Annotated in this window: 15 protein-coding genes; 8 read left to right on the top strand and 7 right to left on the bottom strand. The window is 71.2% G+C overall.

The features are described 5' to 3' along the window. Positions 1-26 precede the first annotated feature (26 nt). The 3 genes from P8R59_RS06750 to P8R59_RS06740 all read left to right on the top strand — a co-directional run bounded on the left by P8R59_RS06750 (position 27) and on the right by P8R59_RS06740 (position 3,731). Positions 27-1,040, top strand: coding sequence for a hypothetical protein (locus P8R59_RS06750; RefSeq protein WP_278103277.1), 1,014 nt, complete (start codon positions 27-29; stop codon positions 1,038-1,040). A 175-nt stretch (positions 1,041-1,215) separates the two neighbouring features. Then, complete coding sequence (purL, locus tag P8R59_RS06745) at positions 1,216-3,555, top strand: phosphoribosylformylglycinamidine synthase subunit PurL (protein WP_278103276.1); 2,340 nt, start codon at positions 1,216-1,218, stop codon at positions 3,553-3,555. A 38-nt stretch (positions 3,556-3,593) separates the two neighbouring features. Then, positions 3,594-3,731 (top strand): hypothetical protein, encoded by a 138-nt coding sequence (locus tag P8R59_RS06740; protein WP_175627586.1) that lies wholly within the window; start codon positions 3,594-3,596, stop codon positions 3,729-3,731. Positions 3,732-3,913: 182 nt separating this feature from the next. On the opposite strand, the gene glsA is transcribed toward P8R59_RS06740, so the two are convergent. Further along, the gene (gene glsA, locus P8R59_RS06735) at positions 3,914-4,951 is read right to left on the bottom strand and encodes a glutaminase A (RefSeq protein WP_278103275.1); all 1,038 of its coding nucleotides are present in this window, start codon (positions 4,949-4,951) and stop codon (positions 3,914-3,916) included. A 76-nt stretch (positions 4,952-5,027) separates the two neighbouring features. On the opposite strand from glsA, the gene P8R59_RS06730 reads away from it, so the two are divergent. Together P8R59_RS06730 and P8R59_RS06725 are read left to right on the top strand one after the other, a co-directional pair. Beyond that, complete coding sequence (locus tag P8R59_RS06730) at positions 5,028-5,945, top strand: hypothetical protein (protein WP_278103274.1); 918 nt, start codon at positions 5,028-5,030, stop codon at positions 5,943-5,945. A gap of 9 nt (positions 5,946-5,954) precedes the next feature. Beyond that, on the top strand, positions 5,955-6,668 hold the full coding sequence (locus P8R59_RS06725; protein ID WP_278103273.1) for a hypothetical protein: 714 nt from the start codon (positions 5,955-5,957) through the stop codon (positions 6,666-6,668). A 9-nt stretch (positions 6,669-6,677) separates the two neighbouring features. Here the strand turns inward: P8R59_RS06725 and P8R59_RS06720 are convergent, their stop codons facing one another. After that, a complete protein-coding gene (locus P8R59_RS06720; protein ID WP_278103272.1) occupies positions 6,678-6,938 on the bottom strand; it encodes a DUF3253 domain-containing protein in 261 nt (86 codons plus the stop codon). Between the two features lie 47 nt (positions 6,939-6,985). Here P8R59_RS06720 and P8R59_RS06715 point away from each other — a divergent pair, with 47 nt between their 5' ends. Further along, on the top strand, positions 6,986-7,732 hold the full coding sequence (locus P8R59_RS06715) for a YqjF family protein (protein WP_278103271.1): 747 nt from the start codon (positions 6,986-6,988) through the stop codon (positions 7,730-7,732). A 29-nt stretch (positions 7,733-7,761) separates the two neighbouring features. Here the strand turns inward: P8R59_RS06715 and P8R59_RS06710 are convergent, their stop codons facing one another. The 4 genes from P8R59_RS06710 to P8R59_RS06695 form a co-directional block, all read right to left on the bottom strand. After that, a complete protein-coding gene (locus P8R59_RS06710; protein ID WP_278103270.1) occupies positions 7,762-8,670 on the bottom strand; it encodes a glycine betaine ABC transporter substrate-binding protein in 909 nt (302 codons plus the stop codon). Positions 8,671-8,781: 111 nt separating this feature from the next. After that, the gene (locus P8R59_RS06705) at positions 8,782-9,759 is read right to left on the bottom strand and encodes an ABC transporter permease (RefSeq protein ID WP_278103269.1); all 978 of its coding nucleotides are present in this window, start codon (positions 9,757-9,759) and stop codon (positions 8,782-8,784) included. Beyond that, complete coding sequence (locus P8R59_RS06700) at positions 9,759-11,096, bottom strand: quaternary amine ABC transporter ATP-binding protein (RefSeq protein ID WP_278103268.1); 1,338 nt, start codon at positions 11,094-11,096, stop codon at positions 9,759-9,761. Before P8R59_RS06700 ends, P8R59_RS06705 begins: the two co-directional genes overlap by 1 nt. Positions 11,097-11,408: 312 nt before the next feature. Continuing rightward, a complete protein-coding gene (locus P8R59_RS06695; protein WP_278103267.1) occupies positions 11,409-11,729 on the bottom strand; it encodes a chorismate mutase in 321 nt (106 codons plus the stop codon). A 65-nt stretch (positions 11,730-11,794) separates the two neighbouring features. On the opposite strand from P8R59_RS06695, the gene P8R59_RS06690 reads away from it, so the two are divergent. After that, positions 11,795-12,919 (top strand): AI-2E family transporter, encoded by a 1,125-nt coding sequence (locus tag P8R59_RS06690; protein WP_278103266.1) that lies wholly within the window; start codon positions 11,795-11,797, stop codon positions 12,917-12,919. A gap of 73 nt (positions 12,920-12,992) precedes the next feature. Further along, the gene (locus tag P8R59_RS06685) at positions 12,993-13,703 is read left to right on the top strand and encodes an NYN domain-containing protein (RefSeq protein WP_278103265.1); all 711 of its coding nucleotides are present in this window, start codon (positions 12,993-12,995) and stop codon (positions 13,701-13,703) included. Positions 13,704-13,793: 90 nt separating this feature from the next. Here P8R59_RS06685 and P8R59_RS06680 read toward each other — a convergent pair whose 3' ends face one another. Then, a complete protein-coding gene (locus P8R59_RS06680; protein ID WP_278103264.1) occupies positions 13,794-17,759 on the bottom strand; it encodes an OmpL47-type beta-barrel domain-containing protein in 3,966 nt (1,321 codons plus the stop codon). Positions 17,760-17,793 lie beyond the last annotated feature (34 nt).

Genomic DNA, 17,793 nt, shown 5'->3' with positions numbered 1-17,793 from the left:
AACGCTCATTCTCTTTGGAGGCCGTCATGTCCGCCCGCGTCGATCCGCCCACGCACTGGGCCCGCTCTCTCGCCATCGCCGTCGGCGCGGCGGTCGCCGTCACGCTGATCGTGCTCGCCTTCCTGTGGCCGGTGGCCACGGCATCCGCGAAGAACATCCAGCTCGCCGTCGTCGGCGATGCGGCATCCGTCACCCAGGTCGAGGACGGCCTGGCGGAGAACGCCGACGGCGTCTTCGCGCCGACGACCTACGACAGCAGGGATGCCGCGATCGACGCGATCGAGCGACGGGAGGTCTACGGCGCGATCGTGACGGGCGCGCAACCCGAGGTCGTCGTCGCGACGGCGGCCGGCCCGGCCGTGGCGACGGCGCTCCGGGGCGTGGCGCAGGGCCTGCAGGCGCAGGTGTCCGCGCAGCTGGCCGCGGTGGGGCAGAACCCCCTGGCCGTCACGGTCACCGTCACCGACGTCGTGCCCCTCGTCGACGCCGACCCGAACGGTGCGGGCATCGTCGCGATCGGCTTCCCCCTCGTCCTGGGCGGCCTGGTCGGCGGCATCCTGATCTCGCTCCTGGTGACGGGGGTGGCCCGACGGATCACCGCCCTGGTCGTCTACGCGGTCGTGGCCGGAACCGCCGTCACCCTCATCGCGCACACCTGGTTCGGCATCCTGCCCGGCGACGCTCTCCCCCTCGCGGCGGGGGTCACTCTCGCCATGCTCGGGACCGCGTCGTTCATCGTCGGGCTGAACGCGCTGATCGGCCCTCCGGGCATCGCGGTCGGCGCCGTGACGACGATGCTGATCGGCAATCCCCTGTCGGCGGCGAGCATGCCGGTCCAGTTCCTCGCGGCACCGTGGGGCGGCGTCGGCCAGTTCTTCGTGCCCGGCGCCTCGGCGACCCTCATCCGCGACCTGAGCTACTTCCCCGCAGCCGACACGACCCAGCCCTGGCTCGTGCTGGCGGCGTGGGCGCTCGTCGGCGTCGTGCTCAGCGCGATCGGCCACTGGCGCAACCGCGAGGTCGTCCACGTCGCGGAGTGACCGGGCGGATGCCGCGCCCCACCGCCTCCGCGCAACCTCGGCGATTCGCGCAGCCTCGGCCCGGATCCTCCCGAACCGGCTGAGGTTGCGCAGATCCCAGAGCCACGGCAGCCCGCACCGACCGCCCAACTAGACTGTCCCCGTCCGGCCCCTGCGATTCTTGGAGCTCAGCCGCGTGACCACCCCGAACCCCGCCGCCCGTACAGCTCTCGCTGACACCGTCGAGAACGCGATCGCGACTCCCGAGAAGGACCAGCCGTACGGCGCCCTCGGACTCAAGGACGACGAATACGCGAAGATCCGCGAGATCCTCGGCCGTCGCCCCACGAGCGGCGAGCTGGCGATGTACTCCGTCATGTGGAGCGAGCACTGCTCCTACAAGTCCAGCAAGATCTACCTGCGCCAGTTCGGCCAAAAGGTCAGCGACGAGATGAAGACCCGCCTCATGGTCGGCATGGGGCAGAACGCCGGCGTCGTCGACGTGGGCGACGGCTGGGCGGTCACCTTCAAGGTCGAGTCCCACAACCACCCGAGCTACATCGAGCCCTTCCAGGGCGCGGCCACCGGAGTCGGCGGCATCGTCCGCGACATCATCTCGATGGGCGCGCGCCCGGTCGCGGTCATGGACCAGCTCCGCTTCGGTGCGATCGACCACCCCGACACCCCGCGCGTCGTCCACGGCGTCACGAGCGGCATCTCGTTCTACGGCAACTGCCTGGGCCTGCCGAACATCGGCGGTGAGACGGTGTTCGACTCCGTCTACCAGGGCAACCCGCTCGTCAACGCCCTCGCGGTCGGCGTCCTCCGTCACGAAGACCTCAAGCTCGCCAACGCCTCCGGTGCGGGCAACAAGGTCGTGCTGTTCGGTGCCCGCACGGGCGGCGACGGGATCGGCGGCGCGAGCATCCTGGCATCCGACACCTTCGCCGACGGCGGACCCACCAAGCGTCCCGCGGTCCAGGTCGGCGACCCGTTCGCCGAGAAGGTGCTCATCGAGTGCTGCCTCGAGCTCTACCGCGACGACCTCGTCGAGGCCATTCAAGACCTCGGGGCCGCGGGCATCTCGTGCGCCACGAGCGAGCTGGCCGCCAACGGAAACAGCGGCATGAAGGTCGAGCTGTCGAAGGTGCTGCTGCGCGACCCGTCGCTCACGCCGGAAGAGATCCTCATGAGCGAGAGCCAGGAGCGCATGATGGCGATCGTGGCTCCCGAGAAGCTCGACGCGTTCCTCGAGGTCGTCGGCAAGTGGGACGTCGAGACGAGCGTGCTCGGCGAGGTCACCGGCGACGGCCGCCTCATCATCGACTGGTACGGCGAGCGCATCGTCGACGTCGACCCCTCCACCGTCGCGGTCGACGGGCCCGTGTACGAGCGCCCGGTCGCCTACCCGACGTGGATCGACGCGCTGCAGGCCGACTCCGCCGCGAAGCTCCCCCGGGCGACGGATGCCGACACCCTCCGCGCGCAGTTCACGACCCTCGTCGCGAGCCCCAACCTCGCCGACACCTCGTGGATCACGAACCAGTACGACTACTACGTGCTCGGCAACACCGCGCTGAGCTTCCCCGACGACGCCGGCATGATCCGCGTCGACGAGGAGACGGGCCTCGGCTTCGCGATCGCCACCGACTGCAACGGCCGCTACTGCCAGCTCGACCCCTACACCGGTGCGAAGCTCGCCCTCGCCGAGGCGTACCGCAACGTCGCCGTCACCGGTGCCGTGCCGACGGCCGTCACCGACTGCCTGAACTTCGGCAGCCCCGAGAACCCCGAGGTCATGTGGCAGTTCAGCCAGGCCGTCGAGGGTCTCTCCGATGGATGCCTCGAACTCGGCATCCCGGTCACGGGCGGCAACGTGTCGTTCTACAACCAGACCGGCGACCAGCCGATCCACCCGACCCCCGTGGTCGGTGTCATGGGCATCATCGACGACGTCGCCGCGCGCATCCCGAGCGGTTGGCAGGATGCCGGCGAGAACCTGTACCTGCTGGGCGTCACCGCCGACGAGCTCGACGGGTCGCAGTGGGCGGGGACCATCCACGACCACCTCGGCGGTCTTCCGCCCAAGGTCGACCTCGCTCAGGAGCGCAAGCTCGCCGAGCTGCTGCAGGCCGCAGGATCCCAGTCGCTCGTCTCCAGCGCCCACGACCTCTCGTCGGGCGGTCTCGCGCAGGCCCTCGCCGAGGGCGTGATGCGCTTCGGCGTCGGCGCGCGCGTCTGGCTCACCGAGTTGATGGAACGCGACGGGGTGGATGCCACCGCCGCCCTGTTCAGCGAGTCCACCGGCCGCGTGCTGGTGAGCGTGCCGCGCGAGGAGGACGTGAAGTTCCGCGGTCTGTGCAACGGACGCGGATACCCGGTGCTCCGCATCGGCGTCACCGACGTCGAGCCAGGCGCCGAGGCGACGCTCGAGATCCAGGACGTCTTCACCGTCCCCGTGTCGGAGCTGCGCCGCCTGTCGACCGAGACGCTTCCCGGCGTCTTCGGCCCGACGGTGACCGAGCCCGTCGCCTGAGCCGTTCGCGGTAACAGCCCCACGAGAAGGAGTCGCCGATGACCGACCACGACGACGACATGGCGGGCTTCGACGCGCGCCGGCAACGCCGCGTCAGGATCACCGCATGGGTGGTGATCGGCGCCCTGGTCATCACCGGCGGCGGCGCGACGGTCCTGTCGCTGATCTTCGGCTGAGCGCCGCTGTCCGGCCGAGCGTCCTGACCGCCGAGCGCGCTCACCGGCGAACGGCCTGAGCGGCCCCATCGACATGCCCACCGGCTGAGCCGTCCCGGGGGGACGTCCATCGCCCGGGCGCCGCGTCCCGCACCGCGACGTCACCCCGTGGCATCCCGAGGTCGAGAGAACCGCTCGGGCGGTCAGCGCAGCGGCAGCCCCGAGGCGTACGGTGCGGAGGCGAAGATGTTGAGGCCCAGCACGCGCGACAGGTATGCAGCCGCGATCTGCCCGCGCACGCTGTTGCCCGCGGCGTCGAGGCGGGGGGCGTACGACGCCATTCCGACCTTGCCGGGGGCGACGGTGATCAGGCCGCCCGCCACGCCCGACTTGCCCGGGAGCCCGATCTCGAACATCCAGTCCCCCGACGTCTCGTACAAGCCACTGGTGGCGAGCACGGCGAGCGTGTCCCGGCAGGCTTCGGCCGAGACGACCCGTTCACCGGTCACGGGGTTCACCCCGCCGTCGGCCAGCGTCGCCGCCATGACCGCGAGGTCGACGGTGTCCACCGAGAGCGCGCACTGCCGGGTGTACACGTCGACGACATCGGCCGGTCGACGCTCGATGCGGCCGTAGCTGTGGACCAACTGCCCGATCGCCCGATTGCGCTGGTTGGTCTCGGACTCGGAGCGGTACACCTCGTCGTCGACGGCGAGCGGCCGACCGGCGAAGCGCGACAAGCCCTCTCGCACGGCCTCCCACTGCGCGTCGGGGTCGGCACCGGGCATCAGAGCCGTTGTGGCGATGGCTCCGGCGTTGACCATGGGATTCCTGGGGTGGCCGTCGTGGAGCTCAATTGCGATCAGCGAGTTGAAGGCGAGGCCGGTGTTGTTGACACCCACCACCTCGCGCACACGCCCGTGACCGAGATGGTCCACGACGAGGGCGTAGACGAAGGCCTTGGAGATGGACTGGATCGAGAAGCGCGTCGCCGTCTGCCCGACCTCGTGCCGCACGCCGTCCACGCCGACGACGCAGAGGCCGAACGCCTCGGGATCAGCGGCGGCGAGAACCGGGATGTAGTCGGCGACCCGCCCCTCGTGATGACGTGCGGCATGGGCGTGGGCCTCGGCGAGCATCCGGTCGATGCGTGCCCCCTCGGGCAGCAGCCCGGTGCCCACGGACTGTGCGATCCCGCCTGCATCCACGTCCACGCGCGCCCCCGAATCGTCAGCGTTCACCCTACCCTCGCCCCGGCCGAGGCCCGAGCGTCGAAACTCCCCGCGGGATGCCAGACGACAGACGTAGCATGAAACCGTGGAACCGCTCCTCGCGCTGATGGCCGATTGGTGGTGGATCGCTCCCGCCGCGGCCGGAGCCGGCACCGTCGGCTGGATCGGCGTGCGCAGCACACGTCGCCGCGCCCTCCCGGCCGGCGCCTCCACGACCGACCGCGCCACGCGGGTGTGGGCGAACCGCCCCATGAGCAAGTCGGCGGCCCGACGTCTGGAGTTGGATGCCACGCTCCTCGACCTGCAGACCGCCCGTCACGCCGTCACGCGGGGGCGTGCCGAGGTGAAGATCGCGGATGCCGAGGTCATGCGCGCGCAGGCCGAGCGGGCGGCATCCCGGGCCTCATCCGACGTCGTCGGCGCCGCACGCGCTCGCCTTGCGGCAGCCCAGCGCGAGCTGCGCGCGGCTTCCGCGGAGATCCGCGCGCGCCGGGCGGCCGTGCGGGCCGCGAAGGCGATGCTGCCCGCGATCCGCGCCGGCAGCGCCCCGCTTCCGGTGGCGCGGCTGTTCGCCGAGCACGACGCGATCCTCCAGCGCTGGATGGCCTACGAGACCGACCCCGCGCTCGCGATCGATTTCCCGACCATGAGCGATTCGCGGTCGCCGCTCACCGCCGAGTTCCTCCGGGCGCAGGAGCGCGCGCAGTGGCTGCGACCCTCGTCGACGGCCGCCCGCCTCGAACCCGCCGACTTCCTCGCCTACCGCGACGCCGTGCGGGCCCTGCACCACGCGTTCGAGCGTGCCGAGCGTGCCGCGCGCCACGGCCGCGGCGATCGACCGGAGGCCGAGCCCGCCGAGGCCTGGGGATGGATGACGTCGGAATGGGCGGAGCAGGCGCAGCGCGCGCTGACCTGGTCGGTGGAGAACATGGGGCGGGCGGCATCCAGGTCCTGGACCGAGCGTCAGGCGAAGCGCGCCCGCAAGAACGACCCGAACGCGTAGCGTGGCGCCGTGAACGAATTCCTGCAGTTCGCCGGACAATACTGGTGGCTCGTCTTCCCCCTGTTCGGGATGACGATGGGCGCCATCGGAACGGTGAACAAGCAACGCGAGCTCTCCGCCCGCCGCCGCCACCGCGAGCAGCTGGAACTGATCCGGATGCAGGGCGGCGAGGTCGCGGCATCCCGCCCCGCCCCGGCGGTCGCGGCGCCCGCCGCGGGCGACGACCTCAGGCGGGTCGAGGCGCAGCACGACGACGTCACCCACCGCTGGCTCGACTACGAGCTCGACGTGTCGAAGCTCATCGCCTACCCCGCCATGAGCGACGGTCGGCAGCCGCTGACGGCCGCGTTCCTGCGGGCCAAGAAGGTCGCGGACAACCTGCGCCCCGCCGCGGGCGAGACGCCCTCCCCCGAGCGGGCGAAGGAGTACCGCGACGCCGTGACCGACTACGAGGTCGCGTTCGAGCTCGCCGAGCGCGACGCGCGGCGCGTGAAGGCGGCCGCGTTCACGCCCGACGAGCGCAAGCGCCTCGAGACGGCGCAGCAGCTCCTCGGTGTCGCCGTCGACCAGGCCGCCAGCCCGAACGAGCGGCAGGTCGCCTACCGCCGTGTTCGGCAGGAACTGGACGGCCTCATCTGGCTGAGCGACGAAGCCGTCGAGAACCTCGAGAAGAAAGTGGCGCTCGAACTGCCCTCCGCGACGCCGCCCGAGCCTGCCGCCTGACGCGCCGGGTCAGCGCGCTCGGCGGATCCGCACGGGTCCGCGCGCGGTCGTCACGTCGACGACCTCGCCACGCTGCGTGACCTCGACCTCCCCCGCGTCGGCCAGCTCGCGCGCGGCATCCCGTGCCGGCTGCATGAGATCGCGCCAGTCATCGCCGCCGACCTCGCGCGCCGCCTCGGACGGGCAGATCGTCGCGCCCTCGGCGCGCAGCTCGAGCAGGGCGCGGATGGATGCCACGAGCCGGGGATCCGCAGCAGATGACGGGGGCATGTGTCCAGTGTCCCTCCGCGCGCGGGGCTGAGGGCGAGAATCGGCCCGTGCCTGTCGAACGCCATGCCCCCGCCCTCCCCGGCCGCGCCGTCATCGAACAGCGGTGGAACCGCGCCGTCTTCGTGCACTGGCGCGTCGACCCGGACGAGATCGCGCCGATGCTCCCCGCCGGGACCCGGCCCGACGTGCACGACGGCTCGGCATGGGTGGGGCTCGTGCCGTTCGTGCTGAGCGAGTTCCGCTTCCTGCCGCTCCCGCCGGTTCCTTTCGTCGGCACGTTCACCGAGATCAACGTCCGCACGTACGCCGTGGACGACGCCGGCCGCCGCGGCGTCGTCTTCCGCACGCTCGAGGCAGAGCATCTCGCGCCCGTGCTCGCGGCGCGCGCGTTGTTCGGGCTGCCGTACCGCTGGGCGCGCGCGGGGGTGCGCACCGACGGGCCGCTCATCGAGTACCGGTCGCGGCGGCACACCGGGCGGCATCCGGGCACCCGGCTGCGGGCGCGCCTCGGCACCGACCCCGTCGACACCGCGCTCTCGCGATTCCTCACGGCGCGCTGGGGCTTCCACGAGCGGCATCTGGGGCGGACGATCTGGGCCGCCAACTCCCACGAGCCGTGGCCGCTGGTGCACGCGGAGCTCGAGGCGCTCGACGATGACCTCGTCGCGGATGCCGGTTTCCCGCAGCTACGCGGACGCACCCCCGACTCGGTGCTCGCGATGCCCGCCGGACACCCGGGCTTCCGCACCCGCTTCACGGCCGCCCGCGGGATCGCGAAAGCCCCCTCCGCCTGACGCGGCGGAGGGGGCTCGGGACGCGGGGGTCAGTCGCGCTGCGTCGAGAACGCGGCGGGGTTCTGCTCGAGCCACGCGTCGACGGCCTCGGCCTCGCGGCCCTCGCCGTACTCGTTGACGACGAGGTCTTCGAGAGAGCCGTACTGCGCGTCATCGAGCTGGATACCGGCGATGAGTTCGGCGGCATCCGGATACTTTTCTGCGAAGCCGGCCGTGCCGAGGAAGTGCAGCTTCTCGGGGTCGCCCATGAGGCCCTGCGGGTCGGCGAGGTCCTTCACGTCGTAGGCGTCGTTGGCCCAGAACGGACGCCAGAGCGTCACCGCGATGTCCTTCTGCGCGGCGATGGCGTTGTCGAGTTCGGTCAGCATCGCCGCGGTCGACGAGGTCACGAGCTCGTAGTCGCCGTCGAGGCCGTAGCCGGGGAGCATCGTCTCCTGCGTCTGCTTGGTCAGGCCGGCACCCGGCTCGATGCCGTAGATCTTGCCGTCGAACCGCGCGGCGTTCGCCTGGAGCTGGTCGATCGAGTCGATGTCGACGTAGCTCGGGACCGCGATGGTGAGCTTGGCGTCGTCGTAGTACGAGCCGAGGTCTTCGATGGCGTCACCGTAGGTGTCCATGTACGACTTGTGAGTCAGCTCGGGCCACGCCGACGGGTAGATGTCGACGTCGCCCTGTGCGAGTCCGGCGTACAGCGGACCGGCTTCGGTGAGCGTCTGCATCTTCACGCTGTATCCGAGCTTGCCCAGCTGGTCTTCGAGGAGGTACGCCGTGCTGAGGCCGTCGGTCCACGAGGGCAGGAAGCCCAGCGTGATCGTGCCCTTGTCGCCGCCGTCGCCGGCGCCGCCTTCAGCCTGGTTGCCGCTCGCGCATCCGGCGAGCGCGAGGGCCGCCACGGTGCCGAGGGCGAGGGTTGCTGTGAGGTGTCGCGTGTTCTTCATGTGAATGCTCTCTTTCTGGTTCCGTATGTCGTTTCGTTCTCGCGTGAGTCGCCAAGTTTTGTCGCCACCGGTGCATCGCAGGCGACAGATCCTGGCGACTCACGCAAAGGGTCAGGCACCCGTCGTGATCGGGGCGCGGCGCGGGGAGGCGACCTGGTGCCCGGCCTCGCCTGCGGCGTCGGCGGCCTCGCCTGCGGCATCGGCCGCGGGGGTGCCGGGGCCGCGGCGGCGGTCCAGTGCGGCCAGGAGCGACGACGTGTTCGCGGCGCGGGTGCCGAGGGCGGCGGTCAGGCGGTCCAGGTACACCGCGAGGATCACGACGCTCAGGCCCGCCTCGACGCCCTTGGGGAGGTTGACCGTCGAGATCGACTGCACGACCTCTTTGCCGAGACCGTCGGCGCCGACCATGCCGGCCACGACCGCCATCGACAGCGCGAGCATGATGACCTGGTTGACCCCGGCCATGATCGTGGGCATCGCGAGCGGGAGCTGGATGCCACGGAGGATCTGCGCGGGCGTCGCACCGAAGGCGTGTCCGGCCTCGACCGTCTCGGCATCCACGCCCCGGATGCCGAGCTCGGTCAGACGCACGCCCGGGGGCAGCGCGAAGATGACCGTCGCGACGACGCCGGGGACGACACCGATGCTGAAGAACGTGATGGCCGGGATCAGGTAGACGAACGCGGGCATCGTCTGCATGAAGTCGAGCACCGGCTTCATGACCGCCCGTACCGCGGGGTTGCGCGCCGACCAGATGCCCAGCGGCACCGAGATCGCCACGGCGACGGCCGCCGCCACGACGACGAGCGCGAGCGTCTGCATCGCGGTCACCCACTGCCCCATCGCGAGGATGAGCGCGAACCCGACGAGGGTGCCGAGCGCGAGCTTCCACGAACGGATCAGCCAGGCCAGCAGCGCGGCGACGACGATTACGACGACGATCGGAGCCGCGAGGAGCACGTCGCTCAGGCCGCCGACGAGGAAGCGGACGACCACGGCGATGACGTCGAAAAGCCCCGAGAGGTTGTCGCGGAGCCAGTCCACGCCCGCGTCGACCCACGTGCCGACAGGAATGCGGAACCCGTCCATCAGCGCACCCCCTCGATTCCGGATGCCACGGCTTCGGGGGCATCACCCGCGTCGGCCAGCACGGCGTCGATCTCGGCGGACGGCACGGGCTGCGGGAGCACGGTGATCTCCTCCGTGGCGGTGGGTCCGGGCCCGAGGGCGGCGAGCAGCGTCACGCGCGGGATGACGCCGGTGAGGCGTCCCTCGGCATCCACGACCGCCAACGGCAGCGGGGACTCGACGGCGGGCACGAACAGGTTCATGAGCACCTCGTCCTCGCGGACGCTCTGCGGCACGGGCTTGAGCCGCCCGAGGAGCGAGCTCTCGCCCGCGCGGACGAGCTTCACGGCATCCCGGTCGGTGACGATCCCGAGGAGCTTGCGGTCGCGGTCGGTGACGTACACGGCCGACATGTACGCGTCGCGCATCTGGCGCAGGGCCGTGCGCGGGCCGGCGGCGGCATCCACCCGGGGACGGGGACGCTCCATGACGTTCGCCGCCGTGAGCACACGGGCGCGGTCGACGTCCTGCACGAACTGCTCGACGTAGTCGTTGGCGGGATCGGTGAGGATGTCCTCCGGCGTGCCGATCTGGACGATGCGACCGTCGCGCATGACGGCGATGCGGTCACCGAGGAACATCGCCTCGTTGAGGTCGTGCGTGATGAACACGATCGTCTTCTTCAGCGTCCGTTGCAGCTCGAGGAGCTGCTCCTGCATCTCGCGGCGGATGAGCGGGTCGAGAGCGCTGAACGCCTCGTCCATGAGCAGGATGTCGGTGTCGGCGGCGAGCGCGCGGGCGATGCCCACACGCTGCTGCATCCCGCCGGACAGAGCCGAGGGAAGCTTGTCGCCCCACCCCTCGAGGCCCACGAGGCCGAGGATCTCGTTCGCCTTCGCGAGGCGCTCGGCCTTGCCGACGCCGCGGATCTCGAGCGGGTACGCCACGTTCGCGGCGACCGTGCGGTGCGGAAGGAGGGCGAAGTGCTGGAACACCATCGCGATGCGCTCACGGCGCAGGCTCCGCAGGCGCGCGGGGCTCACGCCGGTGAGCGGGTCGCCCTGCACCTCGACGGTTCCGGCCGTGGCGTCGTGCAAGCCGTTGAGCATGCGGATGATGGTGGATTTGCCGGAGCCGGAGAGGCCCATGATCACGAAGATCTCGCCGGGTTCGACGTCGAAGCTCGCGTCGATGACGGCGGCGGTTCCGGCGTCGCCGAGGTCGTCGCGCCGCGCACCGGCGCGGAGCTTCTCGACGGCGGACTGCGGGGAGCGGCCGAAGACCTTGAAGAGGTTCTTCGCCGCGATGGCGTGCGGAGGGGTCACTGTGTGCACCTGCGCGGCCTCGGGTGGCCGCATCGGTCACGCCCGGGTGGCAGCCGTCCGGCGCTCACCGGGGGTGCGAGCGCTCCGACACCGGATGTCGGATCCGGGTCCTGGCCGCCGACCGTACGCTCGCGGTGCGACTCCCCCGAGCCGGCACCGGCGACCGCGGACTGGTCGGGTGGGCGGCCCGCTGGGGGCCTTCTCTACCGTTTCACGCTGATGGATCCGCTGGCAAACCAGCGGTCGGGTTGCGATCTCCGGGCGACCGTGGCACGCGCGGGCGCGTGCCGGAGAGGTGCGCGACCCCGACGTCGCGAGGACGCCCGGGCGTGTCGCGGCGTCGGATCAGTCGTCGGCCGACGTGCCCGCGGCCGCCGTGCCCGCGGCCGACCGGTGGTGACGGATGACCTCGGCCACGACGAAGTTGAACCACTTCTCCGCGAACTCCGGGTCGAGGTCGGCCTCGGCGGCCAGACGCTTCAAGCGGGCGATCTGCTGCTCTTCGCGAGAAGGATCGGATGCCGGCATCCCGTGCTGCGCCTTGAGCACACCGACCTGCTTGGTGCAGCGGAATCGCTCGGCGAGCAGGAAGATGAGCGCGGCGTCGATGTTGTCGATGCTGCCGCGCAGGCCCTGCAGGATCGTCGTGGGGTCGGCGTCGGTCATGGGTCCTCCGGACCCGACCCTATCGCGCACCCGCGCTCGGCCGCGGCGAGCCCTACAGTGTGACCATGAGCCGCTCGTCGCACCCCGATCCCTCCGCCGCCGGCGCCAACGCCGGGGAGGTCACCTCGCGTGACCGCCCCGTGTGGTCGGCGATCGCGCGGCCCTACGCGGCGGGTTTCTTCCTCACGCTGGGTGGGCTGACCGCGCTCCTCCTCGGCCTGTCGCTGGCGAACCTCTCCACGGTCCTCATCTACATCGCGATCGCCCTGTTCATCGCCCTCGCCCTCGATCCGCTCGTGCGCCGTCTCGTGCGCCGCGGCATCTCGCGCGCCTGGGCGATCGTCATCGTGTTCGGCGGGCTCGCGATCATCCTCACGGCCGCGCTGCTCCTCCTGATTCCCCCGGTCGTGCGTCAGATCTCGCAGTTCATCACGGACGTCCCCACCTTCATCAACGACGCCATCGACAGCGACGCCGTGCGGTGGGTCGAGGCGAACTTCGGCGACAGCCTCGGTGACATCCTCAAGGAAGTGCAGACGTTCTTCACCAACCCCGCGAACCTCACCGCGATCGGCGGCGGTCTGCTGCAGGCCGGCGTGACGATCGCGACGGGCATCTCCGGCGCGATCATCGTGCTCGTGCTGAGCCTGTACTTCCTGGCATCCCTGCCGTCGATGAAGAACTCGCTCGTGCGCCTCAGCCCCGCCCGCAACCGCGCGACGGTGTCGGAGATGACGGGTCAGATCACCGACTCGGTCGGTGGGTACCTGTCGGGCATGGTCGTGCTGGCGCTGATCAACGCGGTCTTCGCCTTCATCGTCCTGACGATCGTCGGGCAGCCCTTCGCCGCCCTGCTCGCGGCGCTCGCGTTCGGCATCACCCTGATCCCCCTCGTCGGGTCGGTGCTCTTCTGGGGCACCGCCACCGTGTTCACCCTCATCGTCAACCCGACCGCGGGACTCATCTTCGCGATCGTGTACCTCGTCTACATGCAGCTCGAGGCATACATCCTGACGCCGCGGGTCATGAGCCGGACAATCTCGGTCCCGGGGTCGCTCGTCGTGATCGGTGCACTCGTCGGCGGCACGCTGCTGGGTCTGCTCGGCGCCCTCGTCGCGATCCCCGTCACGGCCTCGCTGCTGCTGGTCGTGAAGCAGATCATCATCCCGCGTCAGGATGCCAAGAAGTAGGGGATGCTCCGACCGTTGCGAGTTCTCCACAGACGCCCGAAGGTTCCCCTCGCCCGCTCGTAGACTGCGCCGCATGCGAGAGCCCGCACGCCCGACCGCCATCGTCTACGTCGACGGGTTCAATCTGTATCGACGCTGCCTCGAACAGCACCCCGGCGCCAAGTGGCTCGACCTCCCGGCACTGATGGACCGGCTCTTGCCCCACCATGACGTCCGCCACGTGCACTACTTCACGGCGTTGATCCGCGCAGGTGCGGGCGATGACGCGCAGGGGCCGATCCGTCAGCAGACGTACATCCGGGCGTTGCAGGCAACAGGACGAGTCACGCCCCACTACGGCACGTACCGCATCGATAGAAGGCTCATGCCGAAACATCCGGCAGAGCTGGATGACGACGGGTCGCTCGCACGTGTCTCCGTGAGGAAGATCGAGGAGAAAGGATCAGATGTGAACCTCGCCGTCCGGATGTTGCTCGACGCTCACCGAGGCGAGGCCGACCTCTACTGCCTCCTGACCAACGACTCCGACCAGGTGACGACGATCCGCACGCTCCAGGAGGAAGTGGGCGTCTCGGTCGGGTGGATCAGCCCGATGCCGACTCTGCGCCAGAGCAAGGCGTTGCAGCAGACGGGGCCGGCGCTGATCGCCTGCGTAACCCTCGATGCCGTGATGGCGAGCCAACTACCCGAAGAAGTCCGATCTGGGCGCCAGACCTTGCGTCGACCTGAGCGATGGCGGCCGAAAACCGAAAGCCCCGCCGGAGCGGGGCTTTCTAACCGGTAGCCGAAGCGCCCGGGGGTGTCCACGCAGTTTAGCAGCGCGACGCCGCAGGCGCCGCTGCGTTCACCCGCCGCATAGCCACGCCACCGCCTATCAGCGATCCCGCCGCGGGCGACGGACGACCGCGCCGACGTAGAGCAGGACGACCGCGAGCGCGAGCGCGGACAGGGGCCAGACGGTGCCGGTCCGGGCGAGGGTCGCGGGACCCGTGACCCCGGCCGCCGCCGATCCCCCCGCCGACGCGCTCGCCCCGGTCGGGGACGGCGAGGGTGTCGGTGTCGGTGTCGGTGTCGGCGACGGCGACGGGTCGACCGGCCCGGTCGTACCCGTGTCGACCGCCACGGTGAGCGCGTCGGACGTGTTGCCGGCGACGTCGCTCGCCCGCAGCACGACCGGAACCGTTCCGCCGCCCGAGGGGAGCGCCACGCGGCCGTCAGCCAGGGCGACCCACGTCTCGTCCACGCGACGCTCGATCGTTTCAACGCCGGACAGTTCGTCGGCGGCGACGACCTCGACCACGGGCCCCGAGGCCTCGTACGTCACGACGGTCGTCACGGTCGGCGCGGCCCCGTCGATCTTCACCGTCACAGCGATCCGCGAGGACACGTTGCCTGCGGCGTCGACCGCCTCGGCCTCGACGAGGTGCGTGCCGTCACCGGTGACCCGGAAGTCGTCGGTCAGCGGGGTCCACGCCCCGCCGTCCATCCGCACGCGCACGGCCGGAGACGGATCCGTGTCATCGGTGACGGTCGCGGCGACGCGCACGGCCTCGCGATACCAGCCCGACGCGGGGGCCGGGGATGCCGTCTCGAAGGTCAGCGCGGGCGGCGTGGTGTCGACCGGCGGCTGGTCTGCAGCCGCCCACACCTCGAACTCCGCGATACCGGCCGACCCCTGGCTCTCGGCGGCGCCCCACGACTGCATCAGCGCGCGCACGGCGGTGGTCTCGACCGCGGCGAAGTGCACCTCGTTCGCGGCATCCGACGACCGGCCGTAGGCGTCCGAGGTCGTGACGTCCTTCCAGGCGCCCGAGTCGTCGCGGTACTGCAGCACCCACGAGCGGGGCGGGATGAGACCGGCGTTCGCGTCGTCGGCCGCGTCTCGGGCGAACTGCACGCTCGCCCGGTCCACCGTCACCGCGCGATCCCAGGTCAGCTGGACCCACTGCTCACCGACGCGCGGCCAGGTGCCCCAGGGGGTCCCCGTCGTGCTGCCGTCGTTCACCCCGCCGACGGGCGCCCAGCCGGACGCAGAAGAGGCCGTCGGCGTCGCGTACAGCGCGATGTTGCCGGTCAGCGGCGCGTCCGGCGACCGCGGAACGGTCACCGCCGTCGGGTTCGAGACGTTGCCGGCCGCGTCCGTGGCGCGCACGTACACGACGTGGCGCTCCAAGTCGGGCGCCGCGACGGCGGCCGTGTACGGCTTCCACTGCAGCGGGTCGTCCAGCGCGTACTCCACGCCCGCGAGGCCCGAACCGGCATCCGTCGCCGTCGCCGAGACCGATCGGGCCCCCTCGTCCACGGTCGCCGTGACCGCGGGGGCGGTCGCGTCGATGCGGAAGGATGCCGTCGCCTCGGGCGAGACGTTGCCCGCGGCGTCCGCGGCCCTCGCGGTGACCGTGTGCGATCCGTCCTGACGGACGACGGTGTCGACGCGGCGCACATCGGTCGTGGTCGCCTCCGGTGCGCCGTCCACCGCCACCGAGATGGCGACGCGCAGGTCGCGGTCGTCGGTCGCCTCGGCCCGCGCCGTCACGGGACCGACGAACCACCCGTCCGCGCCCCGCGGACCCCGCGCCTCGAGCGACACCTCGGGGGCGGTGGCATCCACCGTCTCGCCGAGCACCTCGAGTTCGGACAGCCCCACGGCGGCATGCGTGGTGCCGTCGGACTGCGCGTCGAGCACGACACGGATGCCGGTGGTCGTCACGGGGGTGAAGGACACACGGCTGGGAGCCGACGCCTCGACCGGGTACCCGCCGGCCCCCGAGACCTCGGTCCAGTTCCCGTCCACGAGCGCCTCGACGTGCCAGGCGGCGGGGAGCGCCACGCCGTTGCCCGCGCCCGAGGCTCCGGGCACGTCGCTCCAGAAGTGCGCGGTCACCGCGTCGACGGTGACCGGCTCCTCCCAGGTGTACCCCACGTCGCGGCTCGCCGGACGGACACCGGCCCACGTCGCCCAGACCTGCGACCCCTGGCCGCCCTCGTAGACGATGGTGCCGTCGTTGATGGACGCGAGCGAGTTCCAGCCGGCGGTGAAGTCGGCGACCGGCGTGCCCGTCTTCGCGAGGTTGGTGCGCCACGCGTCCGCGCCGATCACCGTCACCGTGGCCTGCACGCGACCGGTGGCGTAGCCTCGCGCGGTGCCGTCCACCGTGAACGCGCCGGGAGCGGCGTAGGCGCCGGGGTCGACGGCATCCCAGGTCACGGGCGCGGCCGCGCGCTCGTCGCCGTAGAGGAGCGCGACGGTGTCGGGGAGCACCGGCGCCTCTCCGACGAGCGTGCTCGACGCGGCGGGCTCGACACCCGTCGGCTCGACGGCTCCCGCGGTCCATTCCTCCACCGCGAGGGCGGAGTAGCCCGACGACGGACCGGTGCCCGCGGAGGCGTTCAGGACCGCCCGCAACCGGGTCGTGGTCACGGGCGAGAAGGTCACCTCGTGCGGTTCGCGCGTCGTCGTCGGGTATCCGCTCGGATTCTCGACGTCGCTCCAGCGCCCGTCCGCCCAGTACTGCAGCTTCCACGACGACGGCGCCGACACCCCGTCGCCGCTCCCCGGCTCGCGATCGCTCCAGAACTGGATCGACGAACGGTCGAGGCGCACGGGTTCCGACCAGTCGTACTGGATCCACTGGGATGCCGGTCGGTCGGGGGCGTACGAGCCCCACATGTCCGGTGGCAGCGGATTCGGGCGGATAATGCCGTCATTCAGCGCCGCCTTCCAATACTGCACGGGCACCGGTTCGTTCGACGCCGAGACCGCGGCCCACGGGGCGACGTTCGCCGAGGGGGTCGTCGTGACGTCGTGGGGCGGAGTGGTGGCCACGGGCTTCATGCGCGCCGGGGTCACCGAGTCGTCCCACTGCACCTCGTCGACGGCGACCGATCGGCGGAAATGGTTCCCTCCGACGGCATCCGCCGTGTGATACGCCATGTACCAGGTGCCGTGGTACTCGGTGATGGCGGGGTGGCTCGTGGTCGACGAGACGGGCGCGAGCACCCGGCCCCGCGAGGTCCACGGCCCCATCGGCGTCGGGGCCGTCGAGTAGGCGATGCACGCGTGGTACACCGCCGGGGTGCACCAGCTGTCGGGGCCGGCCGTGTTGGCGGCGTAGGCGAGGTAGTAGGTGCCCTTCCGTTCGAACAGCCACGCGGCCTCGAAGAAACCGTCGACTCCGCTGCGGAACTCGGTGGGGGTGCCGATCAACGTCTTCATGTCGGATGCCAGCTCGACACCGAGCAGGCGACCGAAACTGCCCCAGTACATCCAGACGCGCCCGTCGTCGGCGACGTAGACGGTGGGGTCGATGTTGTGGGCGTTGTTGCCCAGGATCTCCTGCGACACGATCGGCCCGCCCGCGTCGTCCTTCCACGGGCCCAGTGGGGTGTCGGACACCGCGACGCCGATGCCGAACGGATCGGGCGAGCTGCTGCCGGCCTCGTGCACGGGGACGTACCAGTAGAAACGACCGTCGCCGCCCTGCACGACCTGACCCGCGTAGGCGCGGCCCGGCGTCGCCCACGAGAAGACCTGCTCGGGGCGCATGAGCGACGGGTGGTGCTCCCACGCGCCGTCCTCGACGTCGGTCGTGGAGAACGCCTGCCACTCGTTCATGATGAAGTCGTTCGTCGTCGCATCGGCCTCGTCGCGACCGGCGTACACGTACAGCGTGTCGTCGGCGACGAGAGTGGCGGGGTCGGCCGAGTAGACCGAGCCGTCGCCGATCAGAGGATTGGGCAGCGCGGCGGCGGGGCTCGCCGGCGCCAGTGCCAGCAGCCCTCCCATCAGGCCGACGACGGTCGCGGCCGCCCAGAAGCGGCGCGGGGCAGGACGGATCACGGTGGTCTCCTTCGACCGACGGGACGAGCGGGAG

It is taken from the genome of Microbacterium proteolyticum, from assembly GCF_029639405.1.
GTDB lineage: Bacteria > Actinomycetota > Actinomycetes > Actinomycetales > Microbacteriaceae > Microbacterium.
This window is presented reverse-complemented; position numbering and strand designations above follow the sequence as displayed.

Bases quoted from the DNA above. Each gene is read 5' to 3' on its own strand.
- P8R59_RS06750 (WP_278103277.1), top strand. From the start codon at position 27: ATGTCCGCCCGCGTCGATCCGCCCACGCACTGGGCCCGCTCTCTCGCC.
- P8R59_RS06740 (WP_175627586.1), top strand. From the start codon at position 3,594: ATGACCGACCACGACGACGACATGGCGGGCTTCGACGCGCGCCGGCAA.
- P8R59_RS06720 (WP_278103272.1), bottom strand. From the start codon at position 6,938: ATGCCCCCGTCATCTGCTGCGGATCCCCGGCTCGTGGCATCCATCCGC.
- P8R59_RS06710 (WP_278103270.1), bottom strand. From the start codon at position 8,670: ATGAAGAACACGCGACACCTCACAGCAACCCTCGCCCTCGGCACCGTG.
- P8R59_RS06705 (WP_278103269.1), bottom strand. From the start codon at position 9,759: ATGGACGGGTTCCGCATTCCTGTCGGCACGTGGGTCGACGCGGGCGTG.
- P8R59_RS06700 (WP_278103268.1), bottom strand. From the start codon at position 11,096: ATGCGGCCACCCGAGGCCGCGCAGGTGCACACAGTGACCCCTCCGCAC.
- P8R59_RS06695 (WP_278103267.1), bottom strand. From the start codon at position 11,729: ATGACCGACGCCGACCCCACGACGATCCTGCAGGGCCTGCGCGGCAGC.
- P8R59_RS06690 (WP_278103266.1), top strand. From the start codon at position 11,795: ATGAGCCGCTCGTCGCACCCCGATCCCTCCGCCGCCGGCGCCAACGCC.
- P8R59_RS06685 (WP_278103265.1), top strand. From the start codon at position 12,993: ATGCGAGAGCCCGCACGCCCGACCGCCATCGTCTACGTCGACGGGTTC.